Below are 22,839 nucleotides of genomic sequence, written 5' to 3'. Positions count from 1 at the left end.
TCTTTAGTGCGTGCGAGGCTCATCTCCCTGTTATGTCGCAATTTATAGCAACAAACGTTCCGAATTAAGCCAATGACTAAAATGGCTGCATTCATTGATTATATTTAAAATGAAATGGTTTTTAGTAATCAGTAGCGGGTAAGGGAATAATAGGAGCGAGATTTTAATCGTAAAGGGTGAAGTGTATTGCGTTCTGCAGAGTTTTTTGTTAAGTGTTTAGAAAATGAAGGTGTACACTATATTTTTGGTGTCCCTGGTGAGGAAAATATCGATGTAATGGATGCCTTGCTTGATTCAAACATCGAATTCATCACGACACGGCATGAAACCGGTGCAGCCTTTATGGCCAGTGCGATGGGACGATTAACGGGACAACCCGGTGTGTGCTTATCGACTCTAGGACCGGGAGCCACCAATATGGTTACCGGTGTTGCAACAGGAAACATGGATCAAACACCGATGGTTGCCATTGTGGGGCAGGCCGATATGAATCGTTTGCACAAAGAGTCTCATCAAGCGTATGACCTTGTGTCCATGTATAACCCTGTAACAAAGTGGGGAGCAAGAATTCCAACACCTGAGACTATCTCGGAAATTGTTCGAAAGGCCTTTAAAGTGGCAAAGGATGAAAAGCCTGGTGCAACGTTGATTGAATTTCCAGAGGATGTGGCTAAGGCTGAAAGTGAGGCCACCTCAGCAGCCTTGGCGATTGCTGATAATGATGAGCCTATGGGTACACATGAAAGTATTCAAGGGGCAGCTGAACTTATTAAAACTGCTGAATTTCCCGTTATTCTTGTCGGAAACGGTGTAACTCGGTTACATGCAAGTGAAGAATTGGTGCGATTTGCTGAGAAAATACAAGCACCGGTTGCCGAAACCTTTATGGGGAAAGGCGCGATTTCATGGGAGCATTCGTTGAGTCTGATGACCGTAGGCCTCTCGGATAAAGATTATGTGAGCTGTGTGTTAGATCAAGCAGACCTTATCCTGTCAATTGGCTATGATATGGCCGAAATGCCCCCGACACGTTGGGATCCATCAGGAAAAATTCCTGTTCTTCATATCGACACGAAAAATGCTGAGGTTGATGCTTCCTATCGAGTGGTAGAGACACTATGCGGTGATATTAAAAAAAATCTTGCCGCTTTGACTGAGGTTGTCCCCAAGCGAGATCAAGCACCAGAAATCATAAAAAAAGTCCGTGACAGAATACTTGAGGAGTTTCATTCCTTTGCGGAGGATACTCATTTCCCAGTCAAGCCTCAGAAGATTATTCATGATCTGCGGACAGTGATGAATCCAGAGGATATTGCATTATCCGATGTCGGGGCACATAAAATGTGGATGGCTCGAATGTTTCATTGTTACCAGCCGAATACATGTCTCATTTCTAATGGATTAGCATCAATGGGGGTTGCCGTTCCTGGCGCCATTGGGGCGAAACTAACCCACCCTGATAAAAAGGTTGTTGCCGTGTGTGGGGATGGGGGCTTTTTAATGACAGGAATGGAGCTTGAAACGGCAGTAAGGCTTAATCTATCTATCGTAATTTTAATTTGGCGGGATAATGGTTATGGTTTAATTGAGTGGAAACAAAGGAAAGCTTTTCAGCGCACCTCGCACATCGAATTTGGTGACCCTGATTTTGTTAAACTCGCTGAATCCTTTGGAGCAAAAGGCCTTCGCGTTGAACGGACCGAAGAGCTTCAAAGTATATTAAGAGAGGCGTTGGAACATGATGGACCAGTAGTCGTCGAATGTCCTGTTGATTATTCAGAGAACATGAAATTAACGAAACGATTAGCACAATTGGATTGTGATTTTTAAGAAAAGGTTGTAAGGTTGTAAAAGAAGAGTTGACATGCGGGGGAAAAGAAGGGAGACCTTTACCCCAAGATGAGAAAAAAGATAGCTGGGAGAGGGGAATTATATGAGTGGATTAATGATCACCTTGCTTATTTTAGTGGGGTTAATTATTGTTGTACCTCTTTGTATGGTGGCTTATTTGTATTACTTTGATGCGAAGCAGCCCCAGCATGCGGTCCTTCGCAATTATCCTTTATTAGGGAAGGTACGTTACATATTTGAGAAAATCGGGCCGGAGATGCGCCAATATTTATTTGACGATGATAATTCAGGGAAACCTTTTTCAAGGGAAGATTATAAAAATGTCATCATCCCTGCAAAGTATCAAAACAATATGCTAAGCTTTGGGTCTAAACGGGATTTTGACCGTGAAGGCTATTTTATTCGTAATGCTATGTTTCCCAAACAGTCGGATGAACTTCAGGTTGATAACAGCGGCATGATTGATACGAAAAAATATAAAATTGAAGAAGACGACTTGTTTAAACGCAAGGAGCATATGGAAGAAGCACAATCTAAACCATGGCTACTTACGGATGAAAATGCGGTCGTCATTGGTGAGAATGCTCGTCATCCTTTTAAGGTCAAGGGACTTGTTGGGATGTCTGCGATGAGTTACGGCTCCTTAGGCGATCGCGCGGTAACGGCACTTTCAATAGGTCTTGGTATGGCGACAGGGACTTGGATGAATACCGGTGAAGGTGGGTTATCCCCTTATCATTTAAAGGGGGATGTTGATATTATCATGCAAATTGGCCCAGGGCTCTTTGGGGTTCGTACCCCCGAGGGCGAGCTTGATTTTAATGAGTTGAAAAAGAAAGCGGAGCTTAAGCAGGTCAAAGCCATCGAATTGAAGCTAGCACAAGGGGCTAAAGCAAGAGGTGGTCACTTAGATGGCAGTAAGGTAACGCCTGAAATTGCTGAGATTCGTGGCGTAGAACCTTGGAAGACGGTAGACAGTCCTAATCGTTTTAAAGAATTTCATGATCTTGAGTCGATGTTTGATCTCATCGATAAAATTCGTGAGGTTTCAGGACTTCCTGTAGGCATTAAAATGGTCGTTGGACATCACAATGATGTTCATCATCTTGCAAATTACATGAAAGAGACGGGGCGAGGGCCTGATTTCATCACTGTCGACGGAAGTGAAGGCGGTACAGGAGCCACCTATCAGGAGCTTGCTGATAGTGTAGGTTTACCGGTAAAACCTGCGGTCATGACCTTGCATCAAGCTTTAAAAGCACATGGGGTTCGTGACCGGGTAAAGGTCATTGCCTCAGGAAAGCTTTTTACTCCAGACCGTATCGCGGTTGTTCTTGGAATGGGCGCTGATCTTGTGAACATTGCGCGTGCTTTTATGTTTACAGCGGGCTGTATTATGGCTCAGCGTTGCCATACCAATACGTGTCCTGTAGGTGTAGCAACTACAGATCCGAAGCTGCAAAAGGCGCTAGTGATCGATGAGAAAAAATATCGTGTGGCCAATTATGTGTTAACCATAAGAGAAGGCTTGTTTACGACAGCGGCGGCAGCCGGGCTCACGTCACCAACAGAATTCACTGAAGAAAATATTGCTTATCAAGATGAGAAAGGTAGAATCCTTACACTCGATCAACTTTATGAAGGGTTAAAGCAACCTTCATAGAAAATAAGTATAGATGAGCTTTAAGGTAGGGGAAACCATTGGCGGGTTTCTCCTTTTTAAAAGCATAAATTTTCGGTCATCAGGCAACCAACTTAAAATACTAGCAGTATGCCTAGGGTCAATTTGGAGAGTATGGATGGATGACATGGTTATATTTGAGTAATGGAGAGATTAATATGAGTCTTTTTAAATGCCCTACTTGTGGGGAGCAATTATTGAAACAAAAGAGAAGCTATAGATGTGGGAACAACCACAATTTTGATATGGCGAAAAGTGGTTATGTGAATCTACTGATGTCACAACAAAAGAAGGATAAATCTCACGGGGATAACAAGTTCATGGTTCGTGCTCGAAAGGCCTTTCTTGATAAGGGCTATTACAAGGTCCTATTACAAAAGTTATCAGAAGTTGTACATAGGAATGTCAAGAATGAGTCTGTTATTTTGGATATGGGTTGCGGGGAATGCTGGTACTCCGCCAATATTTATGACTATTTACAAGACCATGAGATACAACCAGTCATGATGGGGATCGATATCTCTATACCAGCAGTTGACTCAGGGGCGAAACGCAATAAGGCGCTTCAACTCGCTGTTGCAAGTGCCTTTAATATGCCTATAGGTGATAATGCCTGTGATCTTGCCCTATCCTTGTTTGCTCCCTTTAGCCCAGAAGAGGCGAGGCGAATATTAAAGGAACAGGGGGTTCTTGTGCGGGCGATCCCACTAGAAAGACATTTGTGGGCATTAAAGAAGGTCCTTTATGATCAGCCTTATCTCAATGAGATCGATAGCAACGAGATAGACGGCTTTGAGCTCCTAGAGCGATTTGACATCAGGGACAAAATTTATCTCCCGACTCATGAGGATATTCTCAATCTCTTTTCTATGACCCCGTATTATTATAAATCTGGACAAAAAAATCAACGCAAGCTTGAAAATGTATCTCAACTCGAGACAGAAATCGAGTTTGGTATTCTGGTTTATCGCAAAAAGGAATAGAGGAGGGGCTGTTGGCTATTCTATTTCTTACACAATTGTCTGAATCTATGTTGGGCTTGTTTTTCGAGCTAATTTCAATTTTTTATTGCCAAAAGTTAAAAAATACAACGCAATAACGAGGGAGATTGGTGCGGCTATAAATAAGGCAGGATAGCCAAACAAGTCCATAATAAAACCGAGTAACGGAGGACCGATGACAGCTGAGGCCATGGAAAAGAAGTAGTAGAGACCAGTGAAAAAGCCGATTTTTGTTAATCCGCCGAGATCAGCTGCAAGTGGGTAGGCGGGGACGCTGACTAACGACCAGGCAAAGCCAGCAATCAGTAACGTGATGCGAATGACGAGCAATGATTGAAAGGGAATCAGTAAAAGAAAGAGTACAGCGAGTAAGATCAAACCGGTCAACATTGTCCGTACCTTGCCAAACTTAGACCCTATAAATCCAGCAGGAATAGCTGAAACGACGAGGGATAAGCTAAAGAAACCAAGCGTTAAAGAGGCCTCCCCACCGGTAATATGTAAATATTCGGTTGCGTAAATACTGAACTGAGACTCTACACCTGAGTAGCCAATAAAGTAGAAAAAGATAGCGATAAAAATATAGAGTGCTCCCTGATGTTCTGGCTTGCCAAGTAGAGTATAGCTTTTAAAGAGAGACGAGAACCCCATGGCCTCTTGGTGGTCTGTTGCTTTAGAAGCAAAGGCAGGTTTGCGATCGATGATAAAGAAAAGCAGAAAAAAGGAAAACAGCAGGATGATACCTGAAATGATAAAGGGAAAGTGCGGGTTAAGATCAAAGAGCTTTCCGATAACAAAAAGCGCCAAAATACTCCCTATCGCACCCATGAAATTAATAATACCGTTCGCGGATGAACGGTGTTCTGGATGGGTGTGGTCAGGCATCAGTGAAATCACTGGGGCTCTGTAAATCGTCATCGCAATGAGAAAAATGACATCGATCGCCAGTAAGCGAGCAAGGGATACGGTGCCAAAGGGAAGGAGAATAAAAGAGAGAGCAGCAATGGGCATCCCAACAGCGAGGAAGGGTAAGCGTTGACCGTATCGAGTGGTGATGCGATCTGACCACGTTCCGATAATTGGAATCAAAATCACAGCAATGAGATTATCTAGCCCCATGATCGCCCCGCGAATCCCATTACTCTCGATAAAATCCCCGAGGATCAAAGGCATAAATGTATTGTAAATCGCCCATACCAAGGATAAAGCGAAAAATCCCAATCCTATGCCAAATGTTTTAGAATACCGCATGATCGACTCCCCCCATTTATCTTTAATAACTCACCTTAGTTTATTTTTACTATCTTATGACAGTCTCTTAAGGATTAGTTTGAATTGGCAAAAAATAAATAGCGCTTTTAAGAGAGCAATGAAATTCTAGTTTTGAAGTAGAAGCGAAAACGGAGGTAGTAAAAGAAAAGAGCATTATCTCGTATTGAAGTGAAATAAAAAATGAGCACCATATACTATGGGCCCATTTTCGTTGTTCATTTAAGTCACCTAAAAGAAAAGGAGTTCAAATTTAAATTTAAGTTCCGAGCCATTCCCGAGTCAGCCTTATCATGTGAACTATCCACGGAGCAATCTTAGTCCATTTAATATGACCAGGATGGTGCTGCCTTCGTGCCCGATGACTCCTAGAGTGAGACTGAGGTCACCTAGGAATGTGTTCACAATAAGAAAGGCAATCATGGCAAGCGCAAAGATGACATTCTGTTTAATGATGCGATTCATTTTTTTTGAAAAATGAACGAGGTTAACCATTTTCTTAAGATCGTTTTTGACAAGGACAATGTCTGCAGCTTCTAAGGCAGCATCCGTTCCACCACCCATAGCAATTCCAATATCGGCTGTGGCAAGAGCTGGAGTATCGTTTATACCATCACCGATCATAGCGACCTTGCCATGCTTTTTCTGCAATGCTTTAATATGCGTCACTTTGTTATCAGGAAGACAATTGCTAATAGCATCCGTCACACCCGCTTCCTGAGCAATGGCTTGAGCGGTTCTCTCATTATCACCTGTGAGCATGATGGTTGCAATACCATGATGATTAAGCGTGTTGATCGCTTCCTGGGCTTCTTTACGCATTTGGTCTCTTAAGGCAAAATAGCCTAAAACCTTGTCTTTAGTTGCTACATAGACCACCGTTTGGTCGGTCTCTGGTCGCTTCACCGTATCCTGTAGAAAGGTTTCGATGATTTCTTCTCCGATATAAGCTGCTTTACCGACTTTATAAGAAATACCATTGATAATTCCTGAAACCCCAAAACCGGGTTTTGTTTGGATTTGGAGCGCTGTCTCCCATGCCTTATGTCCCAATTGTGTCTCAGCATAACGTACAATAGCACTTGCCAAAGGATGAGTTGATTCATGTTCGATACTGCCGGCAATAGCGAGAAAGCTTTGAATATCTGTAGAGGGTTCAACGTGCACCCTTGTGACTTCAGGGCGGCCTACCGTTAAAGTACCTGTCTTATCAAAGGCAATAGCATTTATACTGCTAAACAGTTCAAGATGGCCGCCTCCTTTGACCAAGATGCCTTGGCGCGCTCCAAAAGCGATGGCTGAAAGAACTGCAGGCATGGTTGAAGCCACTAAGGCACAAGGAGAGGTGACAACGAGTAAAATCATCGCTCTATAGAAGGTGAGGTGCCAAGTCCAATCCATAATGAAAGGGGGCGCGACAAGCATTATGGCAGTAAATAGTAGCACAGCTTTAACATAGTGCGGCTCGACCTTTTCAATAAATTGTTGTGCAGGGACTTTTTCTTCTTGAGCGGTTTGCACCATCTGTAGAATTCGACTAAAGACTGTTTCATGACTCCTCTTATTCACTCTCACTACTACGGAGCCCTCAATGTTCATTGTTCCCGCCATCATATCTTCACCTGTTTTGAGATACACCGGTACCGATTCACCCGTAATTGTCGATTGATCGACCGTTGTTTCACCTTTGATAATGGTTCCATCTGCTGAGACTCTCTCTCCAGGTTTGACTCGGATCTTATCACCAATTGTTAATTGTTCAACAGGAACAAGGGTCTCAGAGCCATTAAGAATAAGACGCGCTGTTTCAGGTTTATAGGCCAATAATTCTGAGAGGGCATGAGAGCTTCGCGCAGTTGCATAACTTTCCAAGGCTCCACTAAGCGCAAAGATGAAGATAAGGACAGCCCCTTCCTGCCAATTCCCGATACAAGCCGCACCAATAGCGGCCAATATCATGAGGAGTTCAACGTTTAATTTCCGTTCATGTACCGTTTCCTCCCAACCCTCTTTGGCTTTAGCATAACCGCCGATGATATAAGCGAGAAGGAAGATAAACCACTGAGAGTGATCGGTTAAATGTTCAAGAAGCCACCCTGATAGAATGAGTAAACCTGCTATTATCGCGAGGATCATTTCATAATGCTTCCTAATAAATAAAAAATTGTATGTGTGTTTTTGTTGTCTGGAATGAATGCTGAGTTCAGCCATGTTTAACATCCTTTCTAATTGAGAATGTATTTCAAAATCAATTAACAAAAAATATGTATATCCTTTGATTTATAAGGGTTTTGTTGTTGAATCCTTATTTATAATAATTATCATCTTTTATTAATTATTATTATAACATGATTATAAGAAAAGGGAAGTATGAGTTTCCTATTCTATGCCCAAAATGTTAGGGTGTGTTTTTAAAGCCGTAAAAAAACATAAGCTGTTATAGGAATCAACTCACGTGAGAGGGCCAATCCAATTTCCTTAGTTGTTCTTCGAAAGTATGTTTTTGTTCGTTTTTTTTAGAGGCACCGAAGGCATAAAATATGTGTCTTCCTCGATTGGAACTGGAAAAGCCAGGTTTTCAATGGGACAAGTAAGTTTTCAATTGTATTAAATTAAAGTGATAACAGGAAAGTTAGAAAGAAATTCCTATATAATAGAACAAAGGAGAATGAAGTGCCGAGTATGGCGAAATGGAGTGCAGAAATGGATGACATACAACCACTAGTAAAAAGGAGAGTCAAACGTTTTTGTGCGGGGCTATTCTTCACGTACATCATGACGCTGATTTACGTGACACTTTTTACTTATAATTATTACGTGTATGGAAAATCGTTTAATTTAGTCTTTTTTGACAGCATTAAATTAATGCTTAACAGTGGAGATATTTGGCTTATTCTGAAAAACATCTTAGGAAATGTCGTGCTTTTCTTTCCTTTTGGGTTCTTAGCTCCAACGTTGTTTCATCACCTACGCTACTTTTCAAGTTGTTTTACTATTTCCTTATTAACGAGTGTTGTAATCGAAACGTGCCAGTTTGAATTTGCGGAAAGAATTTTTGATGTGGATGATATTGCTTTAAATACTGTCGGAGCCATTTTTGGCTGGATCTTTTTTCATTTTGTGTATAAGCTCTTTACTCTTGTTTTTCGTAAAGGCAGGGGAGGGGCCTAACTTTTTTGGCATTCCAAATTGGAGTGCTTTTTTTGTTTAGGAGATTATAAAATGATCAGCTTGTGGATAACTGTTCTCTAAAATATTCGTAGATAAATTGAGGAGATAGGTTACAGACAAAGTGAGTCGTCTCACTACATTTAAGTTGATTAAAACCCATTTGTTCTCTTTTGTACTGAAAACGGTCGCCAAGGCGCCTTTCTGATGCCCGTTTACCTTAATCTCAGAATGGATAACTCAACGAAGCCAACTTTGGCTTTCGCTATTAAGGCTTGGTGGAGCCAAGTTTCTCATGCAAAAACCTTAATAGAGATTTTACTGACTTTAAATAGACGGATCATACTCAAGCGTTATAATGGGAGAGTAGTTTATTTTTTTATAGGGAGGTCGTAAGATGTACACATATGATTTATCAGTAAGATTTAGTGATTGTGATGCTCTTCAACACGTCAATAATGCAGTATATTTTACATATTTCGAGACAGCTAGAAGTGAGCTCTTTCAACTCTTTAATCAAAATTTAAGTTTCGAAAATTGGAATATTATTATGGCTTCTACCCGTTGTGAATTTCTTGAAGAGATCCATTTTCCTCAGACGGTTACCGTTGTCTCCTGGATTAGTCGGATTGGACGGTCAAGCTTTGTTGTAGAGCATGCCATTCATGATGAGTCTGGGCATTGGAAGGCACGAGGCAATGCCGTTTTACTTCAATATGATTTTAAAAACAAGACGTCACTACCCTTAGAGGATAAAATTCGCCATGAACTTTTAAAGCACCAGCAAGGTCCGAAAGGTGTTCCAGAGCTTCGCTAAGAATGAATCTTTTAAAAAAAGAGCATATTGCTTTTTTCTTGTCACGTTTTTGTACTATAATATTTTTTGTAACCAGCTACTAATTGTTAGTTCTATACGCTACTGTATATCATAAAATAGCAATAGCGATTAAAGAAAACTCAATATTTCGGTTAACCCAAAATTTCACAACTAAATAGCAATCCAATCTAGAAATTATCTTGGGGGTATGTAAAGTGGCAAGATTAATCGTTAACAAGAACGAAGGAAAAATTCAAGGAACCGTTCGTGTTCCATCGTCGAAGTATCATTTACACCGTGCGCTTATTTTTGGTTCCTTAGCTGATGGGAAATCAACGATTACAGGACAGTCAGGCGCGTTACATATTAAAGATTCTCTCAATTCACTTAAAGACCTAGGGATCACCGTGACAAAAACGAAGGATGGTTATGTGGTTGAAGGTGGAAAATATCTTCCAAGAAACGGGACTGTTAGAGTCGGAAGTTCAGGTACGACATCACAATTTTTACTTGGACTTGGTTCGCGTTCTATTGGAAGCCCAGTGACTTATGATGGCCATAAGGCATTAAAAGCAAGGCCAATGGGACCTTTACTTAACGCCTTGTCCGAAATGGGCGTAAAGCTAGAGTCCACAAATGATCGTTTACCGGTTACCGTTTATCCAGGATTGCCTGAAGGTGGGCATATCAAAATTCAAGGCACTTTGAGCCAATGGATTTCTGGTTTAATCATTCTTGCGCCTTTTGCTTCTAAAGACACTGTTATTGAAGCCATTCCGCCTTTATTTGAAAAAACATATATTAACTTGACGATTGACATGATGAGTCAATTCGGTGTCAAGGTAATTGAACATGAAAATGGCAGAATGTGGACGGTTCCAGCAAACCAGGCCTATCAGCCATGTGATCTTTCTCTTGAACCTGACCTCTCTTCTGCAGCGTTCTTATTAGTTTTAGCAGCCTTGCATCCTTGTGATTTAACTTTAGAGGGAATTTCTGAAGCAGGCTCTCACCCTGAAGGAAAAGTATTAGAACTTGTTCAACAAATGGGTGTACCTGTAAGTGTAGATAAAGAGAATGACAGTATCCGTATCCAACATGATGGGATTCGGCCCACTGCAGATTTAGAAATCGATATGAAGGATATCCCTGACCTCATTCCTGCAATGAGCGTGTTAGCAGCTCTTTCCAAAGGGCAAACGATCTTGAAGAATATCGGACCGGGACGTTTAAAAGAGTCTGACCGCGTCAAAGCGATGGTGCAATTAAATAAAATGGGTGCAGATATTCAAGAAGTTGGTGATGATCTCATTATTAACGGTGTTGAATCTCTTACTGCCGCTTCTATTTCAACCTATAATGACCATCGCGTGGAAATGGCCTTTGCTTTGGCTGCAACACGAGCTGAGGGAGCGAGTGACCTTACATTCCCAAATGCTTATAAAATCTCCTATCCTGAGTTCCTCGACCATATGTCACAATTAGGACTAGATATGAAGATTGAACAAAATCAAAAAGTCAATCGAAAGGAGTCTGTTCCAGCATGGTAAAATCATTGATTCTTGATAAAGAGCCCCTTTTCTTAGAGACTCTTAAGACTGTTGATCCTCAAAAAGAAGCTATAGTAGATTTAAGCAACGATACACCTATTATTCTTAATTATGGCCAACTCGAGGAGCTGGCCAATCGCACAGCCCAAGGTCTTCTTGATAAAGGGATTAAGCCTGGGGATTTTGTTGCCTATATTTTGCCGAATAGCTGGGAATTTGTCGTAACGACTTTAGCTGTTTGGAAAATCGGTGCAACCTCTTGCCCAATTTTACCTGCACTTCGGGACCATGAAGTCTCCTTTATTCTTAATAAATCAAAGAGTAAAATTTTGATTGTTCCAGAGGAATACCGCAACTTTAAATACAAACCCATGGTTGATCGTATGGCACCATCACTCCAATATTTAGAATCTACGGTTGTTGTCACAACGAGAGATCCTCATGATAAAGAAAACAGATTAGGGGGCTTAGCAAAAGAAGAGCCTAATCTGGAGGCTCTAAAGGAACTGCATCCGACGACTTATACCAATGCTCAACTTCTTTTTACGTCAGGAACTACTGGTGAGCCTAAAGGGGTCATCCACACACACGGCGCATTAAGTTTTGCGGTGCATGCCCACACAAGAACCTTACGCCTAACCTCAGAGGATAATATTTGGGTGCCTTCACCACTAGCCCATCAAACAGGCTTGTTGTATGGCATGATCGTGGCACTATCATTAGGAGCCAAACAAATTCTTCAAGCGGTTTGGAATGTCGATACTGCACGTACGGCTATTGAAGGCTATGGGGCGACCTTTGTTCAAGCCGCGATGCCATTTTTAGCAGACATTTCTCGTGATGCTCATCCACCAAAAGGGTTAAGAATCTTTGTAGCAACAGGTGCTGCAGTCCCAAGACAACTGGCGCATGATGCTACCGAGGCCTTAGAGTGTCGTGTTATTGGTGGTTGGGGTTCAACAGAATCTTGTCTGATCGCCGTTGGCTCTCCTTATTCCGATGATGATAGAGAGTGGGGATCTGATGGAAGAGTGATCGAAGGATTAGAGATGAAAGTGACTGATGAAGCAGGGAATGAACTGCCTCGTGGCGAAGAAGGAATGTATCGCGTAAAATCTCCAGCACTCTTTAAAACCTATTTGGATCATCATGAGTGGTATGAAGAGGCAATTGATGACCAAGGCTTTTTTATCACTGGCGACCTTGCCACGATGGATGAAGATGGTTACCTTAATCTCACTGGTCGAATTAAGGATATCGTCAATCGTGGAGGAGAAAAGATTCCGGTCGTAGAACTTGAAAATATTTTATATGGTCATGAAAATATTAAGGATATTGCCATTGTCGGGATGCCAGATCCGCGATTAGGTGAGCGCATTTGTGCTTTTGTTACACTTAAAGAAAAAAGCGACTTTACGTTGCAGGACATCACCTCTTTCTTAGAAGCTAAAGGTGTAGCCAAGATTTATTGGCCAGAGCATCTCGAATTCATTGATGAACAACCACGAACAGCTTCAGGAAAGATCCAAAAGTATGTATTAAGGAATATGATTGCCGAAAAGGTTGCAGCAAAAGCCTAGTCTAATGTAGGGTGTGAGAACATGAACGACGTTGCGTTTCAACAATTAAAGGCAGAAGTTAAGGAGTATGTCAGAGGACCTCTTCGCGCGCTATCCGAGAGGATTGAAGAGACAGGTCAATGTGGAAAAGCGGTCTGGGATGAACTAAGAGCGCGAGGATATTTAACCCTTGCAGCTCCTACCACTCTTGGTGGACAAGGTCTTAAGTTCTCTCAGTATCTTGAAATCATTGAACTATTTTCACAGTCCCATGGGTCTATACGTGTGATCGTCCATGTATGTAATGGGATTTGGCGTCCGCTTTTGCCAATTGTCAATGAGGAGCAAAAGGAACGCTTTCTGATTCCACTTGTCAAAGGAGAGATCACAACAACCTTTACGTTGACAGAACCCAATAGTGGCTCTGGTGCAGATATTAAAACCACTGTGCGTAAAGAAGGATCGGACTACCTCGTCAATGGAGAAAAGTGGATGATTTCTTTTGGAGACCTTGCGGATTATTTTCTCCTTTTTGCTCGTCTTGAAGGAACCAAAGGCTATGAGGGCACTCTTGCTTTAATGGTGCCTAGAGACACGCCAGGATTGACCATCAAATTAATGCCGGAAACCATGGGACAAAAAGGGACAGGCCATGCGCACCTGATTTTAAATAATGCCCGTGTTCCAGAGGGAAATCTCCTTGGTGAACCGGGACAGGGTCTCATTGCGGCTTTAAGTGGTTTTCTCGATCCCAGTCGGATTTCTGTAGCCATGACATGTGTTGGCCTTGCTCAGCGGGCCTTAGACTTGGCGATTGATCGAGCCAATGAAAGGGTGACCTTTGGTAAACCATTGAGTAAGCGTCAGCTCATTCAATCTTATATTGCGGAGATGGCAACAGATATTGAAGCAGCTCGTCTTTTATGCAAAAACGCTGGCATGCTGCAGGATCAAGAGACACTCGAACCTGCACAAGCCTCCATGGCTAAATTTTACAGTGTTGACATGCTGAAGCGAGTGACTGATAAGGCCTTGCAAATTTTCGGAGGTATTGGTTACTTCAAAGGAAGCGAGATTGAAAGAATCTACCGTGATAGCCGCTTGCAGTGGTTTGAAGAAGGCACCGCAGAAACGCAGAAAGTGGTCATTGCCAAGCATTTTCTAACAAAGGGTGAATAATTATGACCCACACACGACTTTTTGAAAAGGGAAAGATAGGCTCTCTTGAATTAAGCCATCGGATTTTAATGGGTTCCATGCATCTCGGGATTGAAGGAGATAGAGAGCAGCTCAATCAAGTCAAAGCGTTCTATGTTGAACGAGCCAAAGGAGAAGCTGCTCTGATGATCACTGGAGGCGTAGCGGTTCTTCCAGAGGGTAGTGGTGATCATATGTATTGTTTAACGGATGACGATCATCGCCATCAGCTACAAGACATTGTCGAGGCTGTTCACCAAGCTGGAGGGAAAATAGCACTACAGCTGCAGCATAATGGACGGTATGCGAAGAGCTCGGAAACGGGTCTTGCGCCAGTAGCCCCAAGTGCTATTATGTCTCGCATAACGAAAGAGACACCAAAGGCACTTACGTTGGAAGGCATTCAAGAGATAAAAGCCGCTTTTATTGATGGGGCAGTTTTTGCTCAATCTGTAGGATTTGATGCCGTTGAATTAATGGGCTCTGAAGGTTATTTGTTAAATCAATTTCTTTCACCATTGACGAATCAACGCACGGATCAATATGGTGGCAGTTTTCAGAACAGAATGACCCTACCACTCGACATCATCTCTGGCATTCGGGAACAAGTCGGACAAGGTTTTCCCGTTATATATAGGATGTCAGGAGAAGATTATATGGAAGGGAGCACAACACGAGAAGAGACACAGTTCTTTGCGAAGAAACTTGTTGAAAAGGGTGTTGATGCCTTAAATGTAGGAGTAGGCTGGCATGAATCAAAGATTCCTACTGTGGCTGCCAGTGTCCCTGATGCGGCCTTTGCTCATGTAGTGTCCGCCATCCGTGATGCCGTGGATGTCCCTGTCATTGGAGCCAATCGCATTCATACGCCTGACGTTGCGGAGGAAGTGTTGAAACAAGGACAAATGGATTTCGTAGCTCCGGCACGGCCGTGGCTGGCAGATGCCGAATTTGCTAAGAAAGCCAAAGCAGGGGATCATGCTGGGCTTAATTTATGTATTTCCTGTAATCAGCAATGTCTGGATCATACGTTAGGACATCCGCCGCTTCCCGTAGGATGCTTAGTCAATCCGAAAACAGGGCATGAGTGGGAATGGTCACTTGAAGAAAAAAGTCACGAGGTAGAAAATGTGGCAGTCGTTGGCGGTGGTGTTGCCGGGCTTGCTGTGGCTAAAGCTTCTGCTGAACAAGGGAATAATGTGACGGTATTTGAAGCAAAGGACCATCTTGGTGGTCATTTCTATCTCGCCTCGCAGATTCCGAGCAAGAGTAAGTTTCGGGAAACGATTCGCTTTTATAAAACGTCTCTAGAGCGTCTCCAAGTGAAGATCAACTTGGCGACTCAACCTACGATAGATGAATTAAAAAACTATGATCGCGTCTATTTGGCAACAGGGGTAGTGCCGTACGTTCCTGAACAGATCAAAGGGGTTCATCTTCCTCATGTGGTCACTTATTCAGACATTTTAACGGGCAAGGTTGCCTTAGGGAAGAATATTGCGATTGTAGGTGGGGGCGGCATTGGTTCAGATGTGGCTCACCTTATCGCGCAGCGGAATGAAGTCCCTGGTGCTGTGAAACATTTTTTTGCTGACTACCATATTGAACTCGACTCAAGCCAACGGGTTAATGTAACAGTAGTTTCGAGATCAGTAAAAGCGGCGAAAGGGATTGGGCCCACCACACGCTGGGTTTTGCTTTCTGAGCTGAGAAGATTAGGTGTTGATCTCTTAAAAGGCTATGAGTGTAAGGAAATAACGCCTGAAGGTCTATGGGTAGAAAGTCAAGAGGATAGACAATTTATTGAAGCAGATCAGGTCATTCTTTGCACAGGGCAAATCGCAAATGCTCCTCTCTATCAAGCCATAAAGGATCATGTTCCTACCCAACTTGTTGGCGGAAGTGATGATGCAAGTGAACTGAATGCAGCTAAAGCGATTCAACAAGCATATCGCCTGGTCTACGATCATGGACGTGAAAAAGTCCAAACAAAAAGTTAGAAAGGGAGAGTCGTATGGGTGACACATTAAAAGGGAAAAAAGCATTAATTACAGGAAGCTCCCGTGGAATCGGACGAGCAACAGCATTGAAGTTTGCAGAAGAAGGGGCAGATATTGTTATCCATTATCGCCGTGAGGGCGAGGCAGCGGAACAAACAGCTGAAGAAGTCCGTCGCTTGGGAAGACAAGCCCTTATTTTTAAGGCAGATTTGGATTCCTCCGAAGATATTGATGCCATGTTTGATTACATAGAAAAACAGTGGGGAGCTCTTGATATTTTTATCGCGAATGCTGCTGCCACTGCTTTTAAAGATCTTCTTGATATCAAACCGCACCATATTACCAAAACCTATCAAGTCGTTGTTAATAGTACCCTTCAAGCAGTACAACGTGCGGTGCCATTAATGGAAGGACGCGAAGGTCGTATCATTACTGTGTCAAGTATGGGTAGTGAACTGACGCTCCCGCGTTATGCTAATATCGGTTCTGCCAAGGCGGCTTTAGAATCCTTAACGCGTTATTTTGCAAAGGAATTAGGACCAAAAGGTATTACGGCAAACTGTGTTTCACCAGGCGTTGTCGAAACCGATTCCCTCACCTTCTATGCAGGCGATCGTTTTGAGACCTATCGTAAAGGTGTTATTGCTAAGACGCCTTTAGGGAGATTTACACAACCAGAGGATGTGTCTAATCTTTCCCTCTTCCTTGCAAGTAGTGCTTCCAGTTTCATTACTGGACAAGTCATCAAAATTGATGGCGGACTCACGATTAATAACCACTATCCACCTGAAGCAGAGTTTTAAACACAATGTTAGCAACAAAAACACCCCTTATCACGCCAGCGTGGTAAGGGGTGTTTTTATAATGTCAGCGTTATAACTTAGGGGAGCTTTGAAAGATCGCATTAAGACTTGGCAGGCGTTAAGTTTTTCTAAAGAAAAAAAGTATGCATTTTGTTCATTAGGACGGTGTGGATTTCCGCTCCAGAACGCTCGCTTTCCTCGGGCCGCGCTCTTATGTGCATGCCGAGCGCTGGTATGTTAGTTTCAGCCTTGATTCGTGCGCCTTTTGTTAGTTATGGTTGTCATTTGTGAGTGCGGTGCAATCTATATCAACAGCAACACACGCGAATGGAGCCCATGTGAAAAGGGATAAGTTCACCGTTTCTTAAAACAGCCCATTTTTATTTTCCTCTAGAATGCGGTGGACGCGTTTTTCTAGGCGTTTTAAACGGTGTTCTCCAGCTTGATAGTGGCGTAGGCGTCCTTCGGTGTCGAAAAGATAGTAAGCGGGGACGTACTCATTAGCAAAGGCATCTGTCAATTGATGACGGTTATCCACAAAAATAGGTTGGGTGATGTTATAACGTTTCGCAATCACCTTCACTTGCTCAATATCAAGGTCCTCTTCTGATAAAGGCAAATGCACGGCGAGAAGGTTTAATTTGTTTTTAAAGGCGTCGCGAAAGCCATTAATCACTGGTAGGGCTTCCTTACAGATGTCACAACTGACTGACCAGAAATGGACAAGGGTCGGCTTTTCTCCGATCAGTTCCTCTCGACTCACCTCATGATTGATCCAAGTCGCTGCCCCTGGGATGGCAGGCATTTTTTCTCTTATACGCATGACATCAGCTCCTTATCTTTAGCCTATTCAAAAAAAGCCTAAACGCTCCTTACTATACGTATGCTCACCAGCGGCTATTGTCTATAGCTCTAGCTTATCGTTGAAAGAACTCGCTAGCGGTTGTGAAGAAGAACGTTTCTTTCCTAAGGTACAGAAAAAAGCGATTAGCATCGCGCTAGCAATTCCGGCAAAAAAGCAAGCATCGGGAAGCCAGCGAATGAATAGTCCGCCAATAAAAGGTCCCAGCATACTTCCGAAACTAAAGGATACCCCAGCTAAAATATTCCCGATAGGCAAGAGACTATTGGGCAACAAATCACTGATATAAGTCATTCCTGTAGAATATAAAGAGCCGACAAACATGCCAGAGAGTAAGAAAACGACAGCTAAACTAATAAAGGAGTTGGAAAGAAAAATGGCGGCAATAAAGCCGACAGCTCCGAAAAGTGTGACGCAGAGAATCAGGCTGCGACGACCAATGCGATCTCCAAGGCTTCCCATGGGGACTTGAGTGATAAGACTGCCGATTACAAAGATTGGTAAGAGATAGGCGATCTGATCAACGGTGAATCCGTTCCTAATGCCAAAGACAGGAAAGTTTCCATTAAGCGAAGCCTCTAAAAAGCCATAAGCGAAAGTGGCAGAAAGGCCGGACCAACCTAAACGAATCACCTTTTTATAGCGGCTAAGCTGAGTAAAGCGCTGGTCGGCTTTTTCAGGTTGATCCTTTCCGTGATCAGGATAATCATTTGTCAATAAAAGGGCTGCTAAAAAGAATAAGAGACATCCAAGCGAGACCATCATAAATGGCCAGTATATCCCTAATGAAAGCAATCGAGAAAGTGATGGTCCAATCGCGAAGCCTACTCCGAAGGCAAGGCCATAAATCGCGACATTGCGGCCTTTCTTTTCTTTAGGACTGGTCACCATGATCCAGACCTGCGCACTAAAATGCATCATGTTATCGCCAATACCAATAAACAATCTTAGCGCAAACCAGAACCAGAAATTTTCCCAGATCGGAAAAAACATCAGGGCAATGGCGGTGATCCCAAGCCCGACCATGAGGATCGGCTTATAGCCATATTTCTGCATCGGTTTCTCTATAAAGGGAGAAGCCAGTAAGACACCAATATAGAGCCCGGAAGCATTGAGGCCATTGAGGGCTGCTGAGGTTTGATGGTCTTCAAGTAAAAGGGATAATAAAGGCAGAAGCATCCCCTGGGCTGCCCCAGATACAAGAACTGCCCCTACAAGAACAATAAGGCGATAGTTGGAATGGCTTGTGTGTGTCATAGTTAATCTCCGTATGATGAAATAGTCTGTTAGTGTTGATCAATTGTTAAACCAATGAAAGATGTTGTGCCTTTTAACTGACAAAGAAGCACCTATTGGTTATCATAAACAAAAGAACTTGGATTGGAAAGGATGTAAGTTGTGGAATTTAAAATGACGGAAAAAGGGTTTCGTTTAGAAACGGAGTTTGGACCTTTAAATATATCGGCTGATGAGCAGCAAGGATTTCGTCCCTATCAGCTAATGGTCGCTTCTATCGTGGGCTGTAGTGGGACCGTGATGAAAAAAATATTGAAGAAAAAACGCAAGGAAGTAGAGGATATTCGCATAACGGCAGAGGTGAAGCGCAACCCCGATCAGGCAGATCGTATTGAAAAGATGCACATTACTTTCTATGTTAAAGCGCCAGGGCTGACCGAAGCGGCACTGGAAAAAATAGTTCATCTTACTCGCAAGTATTGTTCTATGGTGCAATCTGTCCAGGATGCCATTGAAATTACCGAGTCCTTTGAAATGATTGAGTAGGGTGAAGAGGTGTTAAAGCTTGGCGAAGCAACTTGATTTTACTCAGGGGAGTCTCCCGAAAAAAATGGTGAGTTTTGCGGTGCCCATTTTTTTAACGAATATTTTGCAGGCCTCGTACCAGTTTATTGATAGTCTTTGGGTAGGGAATTTGCTCGGTGCAAAAGCTCTAGCAGCCCTAGCAATTTCTGGACCGGTTATTTTTACGGTGCTTTCCTTTATCATTGGCGTGAATAATGCAACGTTGACAGTGCTCTCACAGAAAAAAGGCGCTGCTGATGAGGAAGGTTTAAAAGAGGCCCTCAATGGCTTTGTTTTTGTTTTAGGGCTTTTCGCCATTGTTCTCGGTATTCTGGGCATCCTCTTTGCTGCACCTATGTTACATCTCTTAGGTGCGCCTAAGGACGTTTTACCTTTAGCGGTCATGTATTTACGGCTTAATTTTACCGGCATCTTGTTTTTATTCGGCTATAATTTTATAAGTACTGTTTTGCGGGCACTTGGCGATAGTCGTTCGCCTATTCGTTTTGTTTTTATCGCGGTTGTCCTCAATGCCTTACTTGTACCTATCTTCATTAATGGCTTCAATATGGGCATTGAGGGCGCCGCCTTTTCGACGGTGATTGCTCAAGGCGTTGCCTTTTTATATGGATTATATTTTTCAATCAAAAGGGCAAAGGTTCCTTTTTCGATTCCAAAATTGCCGACGCTGTCAAACTTTAAATTATTGATGAAGCTAGGGTTACCTTCAGGGTTACAAATGGTGGCGATTTCTGGAGGCTCAGCAGCGATTACAAGTGTGGCAGCTCATTTTGGTCAAGGGGTTCTTGCTGGGTATGGTGCCTCTCAGCGGCTTGACAATTTAATCATGATTCCGATCCAGACCTTAGGCGTAGCAGTGACAAGCATGGCTGGGCAAAACATTGGCTCAAAGGAATGGGGGCGTGTTTCGGGGATCACACGCTATGCGCTTATTTTTAATTTTACCTTATCGCTAATGATTGGAACGCTGGTCTTCTGTTTTGCTCCTTATCTCATCAAATGGTTTACAAATGATCCAGAGGCTGTGGTTTTTGGGACCCATTATTTACATGGCATTGCCTTCTTCTATCCCTTTTTAGGCATCAATTTTGTCTTGAATGGTGTTGTACGGGCTGCGGGAGCCATGTTTCAAATTCTTATCCTCAATCTGATTTCCTTTTGGATATTGCGTTATCCGCTGGCTTTTCTTTTTGGACATTGGCTCGGTTCTGGGGGAATGGCATTGGGGATCGGTGTCAGTTTTATGATAAGCAGTGTGTTCGCTATTGCTTACTATTGGAAGGGCGGATGGCGAGGGATTCGTATTTTTCAAGAGGAGAACTAGAGGGGGAACTTTATGCATGCTTTAGTCATTGGGGCCACAGGAATGTTAAGTACGGCAACGCTCTGGATGAATAGTCACGGCTGGCAAGTTACAAGCATTTCCAGAACTCATGAGAAAGCACAAAAATTACACGCGCTTTCTGACTTTCCTGATCGGCTCCGAACATTAGTTTTAGACTGGAACGCTACAGATACTGTATTAGAAAACATCGAATTGGCAGTGGAACAATCTGGGCCAATACATAAGCTCGTGCTTTGGATGCATCGTGAAGTGGCGGAAACCATCCCGAAGATACTCTGTCACATTGATCAGTTGAATCAGGAAAACTGGGCGCTCTATCACGTGAAAGGCAGTCGTGCGAGTCGGCCCGGTCAAAACTGGACCCCTCTTCTTCCTAAAGGTTGTCGTTATCATGACATTATATTGGGATTTAAGCAGGAAAACGGCATCTCACGCTGGCTTTCGAACAGAGAAATATCCGAAGGGGTGATTCAGGCCATTCAATGTGGACATGAGCGTACGATTGTTGGTCAAGTTGAGCCATGGAACCAACGTCCTTCTTGATAAATAGGGTCGTTGGATTCAAGTAAGAAAAAACATCCTCACGTTAATTTCTCTGGGATAACCTCTTTTTGTTGCTCTTTATGGATAAATCTCTCTTTGTCCGAAAAAACTAAGGCTGGTTGATTTTATGAAAAGGAGAGATTGTGCTGTGTTGAAGAAAATATTAATTGCCTGTCTCATGACTTCATTAATAAGTGTGCCAGCCTTAGCAAAGGAAAATCCCGAACCGAAGAAAGAGAATAAACAGCATCAAGAGGAGAAAGACCACTCATCTAAAAAGCAAGCAAAATCTAATGATGACCAAATGATTAAAAAACCCGATTCAGTGGTGGATATTGCTCAAAAAAATACTTACCCGAACCCTAATCAGAATGAACCACAACTGCAACCGAGTGCTATGACCAAGGAGCTTTTTAACACATCAAAGGTTGAAATTGAAAATCCAACATTGATTCGTCTCCTAAATGAGTCCTCGATTCACACCTCAAAGCTTTCTTTAGGTTACAGAGCAAGAATTTATTTAGGAAATTGGGCTTTGAATTATCAATCCAGTAAAACAACAGTGAATTGGGAATATAAAAAGGTGAATGAAAACCTACTCGATAACCGTGGCGGTAAACAGATGCAAAATCTAAGCTATAATCAAGAACGTCAATTAAAGGTGAGCGGAGGACTGACTGCACAAGTCCCTAACCAGAAGGAAGTCAAAAAACTCATGATGCTTGAAGCGGCTGAGAAGACGAACCTGCCACTGGCATTTGAAACTTATGTAGGTGTTGGCACCAAAATTGATCGTGTCTATCATGTTGAAACCAAAAAGGTCGGCCATCTTTCTGGTTATGTACCCGCAGTCAATGAAAAGGGTAAAGTGACTTATGGAGAAGTGTATTTAGTACTCAATGGAGGACATAAATCCATTGAGGTCAAAAACGTTACCCATCAAGGCATCGGAGCTTGGATTCCCATTCAGGATTATGTATCTCTCCGTTATTTTGTTTCCAATTAACTCCGGTGAGTTGCACAACCATTGGGAAGTTTGCTAATGTGAAAAGAAAACCAATGGTGAAGAGGACGAAACAAAGTGGGCAAATCAGTTGAAACAAAAGAAGAACAAATTCAATACATCAAAAACCGTGTGAAATTACTGCAAAATGTTGTAAGCACATTAGATGAATCAGCTGAGTCATCTGACTTACAGAATATCTTAGAAATGCTCAATAAATTAGGCATAAAGGTTTCTCGGTTTGCTAAGGACTGGGAAGGCAAATAATGCGAAGACTCTCACGATGGTGAGGGTCTTTTATTAAAATATAAGAATGTATAAAATTCTGGTCATCAGGAAGGTGTGGATTTACGCTTCAGAACGCTCGCT

19 protein-coding genes are annotated in these 22,839 nt (G+C 42.6%); 15 read left to right on the top strand and 4 right to left on the bottom strand.

The genetic code is table 11. The features are described 5' to 3' along the window. The first annotated feature begins 186 nt into the window (after positions 1–186). The 3 genes from IEV91_RS05450 (at position 187) to IEV91_RS05440 (ending at position 4,515) form a co-directional block, all read left to right on the top strand. Entirely contained in the window at positions 187–1,830 is a 1,644-nt protein-coding gene (locus IEV91_RS05450) for an acetolactate synthase large subunit (RefSeq protein ID WP_188496406.1), read from the top strand. Positions 1,831–1,933: 103 nt separating this feature from the next. Continuing rightward, a complete protein-coding gene (locus IEV91_RS05445) occupies positions 1,934–3,514 on the top strand; it encodes an FMN-binding glutamate synthase family protein (RefSeq protein WP_188496405.1) in 1,581 nt (526 codons plus the stop codon). 140 nt (positions 3,515–3,654) lie between these two features. Then, the gene (locus IEV91_RS05440; RefSeq protein WP_204871253.1) at positions 3,655–4,515 is read left to right on the top strand and encodes a putative RNA methyltransferase; all 861 of its coding nucleotides are present in this window, start codon (positions 3,655–3,657) and stop codon (positions 4,513–4,515) included. A 45-nt stretch (positions 4,516–4,560) separates the two neighbouring features. On the opposite strand, the gene IEV91_RS05435 is transcribed toward IEV91_RS05440, so the two are convergent. Both IEV91_RS05435 and IEV91_RS05430 read right to left on the bottom strand, forming a co-directional pair. Continuing rightward, on the bottom strand, positions 4,561–5,784 hold the full coding sequence (locus IEV91_RS05435) for an MFS transporter (protein ID WP_188496404.1): 1,224 nt from the start codon (positions 5,782–5,784) through the stop codon (positions 4,561–4,563). A gap of 318 nt (positions 5,785–6,102) precedes the next feature. After that, entirely contained in the window at positions 6,103–8,022 is a 1,920-nt protein-coding gene (locus tag IEV91_RS05430) for a heavy metal translocating P-type ATPase (protein WP_373284399.1), read from the bottom strand. A gap of 462 nt (positions 8,023–8,484) precedes the next feature. On the opposite strand from IEV91_RS05430, the gene IEV91_RS05425 reads away from it, so the two are divergent. The 7 genes from IEV91_RS05425 (at position 8,485) to IEV91_RS05395 (ending at position 16,896) form a co-directional block, all read left to right on the top strand. Further along, complete coding sequence (locus IEV91_RS05425; RefSeq protein ID WP_229745420.1) at positions 8,485–8,973, top strand: VanZ family protein; 489 nt, start codon at positions 8,485–8,487, stop codon at positions 8,971–8,973. Positions 8,974–9,367: 394 nt separating this feature from the next. Further along, a complete protein-coding gene (locus IEV91_RS05420; protein WP_188496402.1) occupies positions 9,368–9,787 on the top strand; it encodes an acyl-CoA thioesterase in 420 nt (139 codons plus the stop codon). Positions 9,788–10,002: 215 nt separating this feature from the next. Then, positions 10,003–11,337, top strand: coding sequence for a 3-phosphoshikimate 1-carboxyvinyltransferase (gene aroA / locus IEV91_RS05415; RefSeq protein ID WP_188496401.1), 1,335 nt, complete (start codon positions 10,003–10,005; stop codon positions 11,335–11,337). Then, positions 11,331–12,917, top strand: a complete 1,587-nt coding sequence (locus IEV91_RS05410) for an AMP-binding protein (RefSeq protein ID WP_188496400.1) — start codon at positions 11,331–11,333, stop codon at positions 12,915–12,917. Before aroA ends, IEV91_RS05410 begins: the two co-directional genes overlap by 7 nt. A 21-nt stretch (positions 12,918–12,938) precedes the next feature. Continuing rightward, positions 12,939–14,075, top strand: coding sequence for an acyl-CoA dehydrogenase family protein (locus IEV91_RS05405; protein WP_188496399.1), 1,137 nt, complete (start codon positions 12,939–12,941; stop codon positions 14,073–14,075). Positions 14,076–14,077: 2 nt separating this feature from the next. Next, positions 14,078–16,093, top strand: a complete 2,016-nt coding sequence (locus IEV91_RS05400) for an FAD-dependent oxidoreductase (protein ID WP_188496398.1) — start codon at positions 14,078–14,080, stop codon at positions 16,091–16,093. 14 nt (positions 16,094–16,107) lie between these two features. Then, entirely contained in the window at positions 16,108–16,896 is a 789-nt protein-coding gene (locus IEV91_RS05395; protein WP_188496397.1) for an SDR family oxidoreductase, read from the top strand. Positions 16,897–17,260: 364 nt separating this feature from the next. On the opposite strand, the gene IEV91_RS05390 is transcribed toward IEV91_RS05395, so the two are convergent. Together IEV91_RS05390 and IEV91_RS05385 are read right to left on the bottom strand one after the other, a co-directional pair. After that, a complete protein-coding gene (locus IEV91_RS05390) occupies positions 17,261–17,719 on the bottom strand; it encodes a TlpA disulfide reductase family protein (protein ID WP_188496396.1) in 459 nt (152 codons plus the stop codon). An 81-nt stretch (positions 17,720–17,800) separates the two neighbouring features. Next, positions 17,801–19,015, bottom strand: a complete 1,215-nt coding sequence (locus IEV91_RS05385) for an MFS transporter (RefSeq protein ID WP_188496395.1) — start codon at positions 19,013–19,015, stop codon at positions 17,801–17,803. 141 nt (positions 19,016–19,156) lie between these two features. Between IEV91_RS05385 and IEV91_RS05380 the strand changes: the two genes are divergently transcribed. The 5 genes from IEV91_RS05380 (at position 19,157) to IEV91_RS05360 (ending at position 22,737) form a co-directional block, all read left to right on the top strand. Continuing rightward, positions 19,157–19,540 (top strand): OsmC family protein, encoded by a 384-nt coding sequence (locus tag IEV91_RS05380; protein ID WP_188496394.1) that lies wholly within the window; start codon positions 19,157–19,159, stop codon positions 19,538–19,540. A gap of 19 nt (positions 19,541–19,559) precedes the next feature. Beyond that, on the top strand, positions 19,560–20,903 hold the full coding sequence (locus tag IEV91_RS05375) for an MATE family efflux transporter (protein ID WP_229745419.1): 1,344 nt from the start codon (positions 19,560–19,562) through the stop codon (positions 20,901–20,903). A gap of 12 nt (positions 20,904–20,915) precedes the next feature. After that, the gene (locus IEV91_RS05370; RefSeq protein ID WP_188496393.1) at positions 20,916–21,467 is read left to right on the top strand and encodes a Rossmann-fold NAD(P)-binding domain-containing protein; all 552 of its coding nucleotides are present in this window, start codon (positions 20,916–20,918) and stop codon (positions 21,465–21,467) included. A gap of 148 nt (positions 21,468–21,615) precedes the next feature. Continuing rightward, a complete protein-coding gene (locus IEV91_RS05365) occupies positions 21,616–22,473 on the top strand; it encodes a YfkD famly protein (RefSeq protein ID WP_373284396.1) in 858 nt (285 codons plus the stop codon). A 75-nt stretch (positions 22,474–22,548) separates the two neighbouring features. After that, positions 22,549–22,737 carry an SE1561 family protein gene (locus tag IEV91_RS05360; RefSeq protein ID WP_188496392.1) on the top strand — a complete coding sequence of 63 codons (189 nt, stop codon included), beginning with the start codon at positions 22,549–22,551 and terminating at the stop codon, positions 22,735–22,737. Positions 22,738–22,839: the final 102 nt, after the last annotated feature.

Origin of the sequence: Pullulanibacillus pueri (assembly GCF_014639255.1) — a bacterium.
Lineage (GTDB): Bacteria > Bacillota > Bacilli > Bacillales > Sporolactobacillaceae > Pullulanibacillus > Pullulanibacillus pueri.
The sequence above is the reverse complement of the archived record's forward strand: the minus strand, read 5'-3'. Positions and strand labels throughout refer to the sequence as shown.

Bases quoted from the DNA above. Each gene is read 5' to 3' on its own strand.
- IEV91_RS05445 (WP_188496405.1), top strand. From the start codon at position 1,934: ATGAGTGGATTAATGATCACCTTGCTTATTTTAGTGGGGTTAATTATT.
- IEV91_RS05440 (WP_204871253.1), top strand. From the start codon at position 3,655: ATGACATGGTTATATTTGAGTAATGGAGAGATTAATATGAGTCTTTTT.
- IEV91_RS05435 (WP_188496404.1), bottom strand. From the start codon at position 5,784: ATGCGGTATTCTAAAACATTTGGCATAGGATTGGGATTTTTCGCTTTA.
- IEV91_RS05430 (WP_373284399.1), bottom strand. From the start codon at position 8,022: ATGTTAAACATGGCTGAACTCAGCATTCATTCCAGACAACAAAAACAC.
- IEV91_RS05425 (WP_229745420.1), top strand. From the start codon at position 8,485: ATGGCGAAATGGAGTGCAGAAATGGATGACATACAACCACTAGTAAAA.
- IEV91_RS05420 (WP_188496402.1), top strand. From the start codon at position 9,368: ATGTACACATATGATTTATCAGTAAGATTTAGTGATTGTGATGCTCTT.
- IEV91_RS05410 (WP_188496400.1), top strand. From the start codon at position 11,331: ATGGTAAAATCATTGATTCTTGATAAAGAGCCCCTTTTCTTAGAGACT.
- IEV91_RS05405 (WP_188496399.1), top strand. From the start codon at position 12,939: ATGAACGACGTTGCGTTTCAACAATTAAAGGCAGAAGTTAAGGAGTAT.
- IEV91_RS05400 (WP_188496398.1), top strand. From the start codon at position 14,078: ATGACCCACACACGACTTTTTGAAAAGGGAAAGATAGGCTCTCTTGAA.
- IEV91_RS05395 (WP_188496397.1), top strand. From the start codon at position 16,108: ATGGGTGACACATTAAAAGGGAAAAAAGCATTAATTACAGGAAGCTCC.
- IEV91_RS05390 (WP_188496396.1), bottom strand. From the start codon at position 17,719: ATGCGTATAAGAGAAAAAATGCCTGCCATCCCAGGGGCAGCGACTTGG.
- IEV91_RS05385 (WP_188496395.1), bottom strand. From the start codon at position 19,015: ATGACACACACAAGCCATTCCAACTATCGCCTTATTGTTCTTGTAGGG.
- IEV91_RS05370 (WP_188496393.1), top strand. From the start codon at position 20,916: ATGCATGCTTTAGTCATTGGGGCCACAGGAATGTTAAGTACGGCAACG.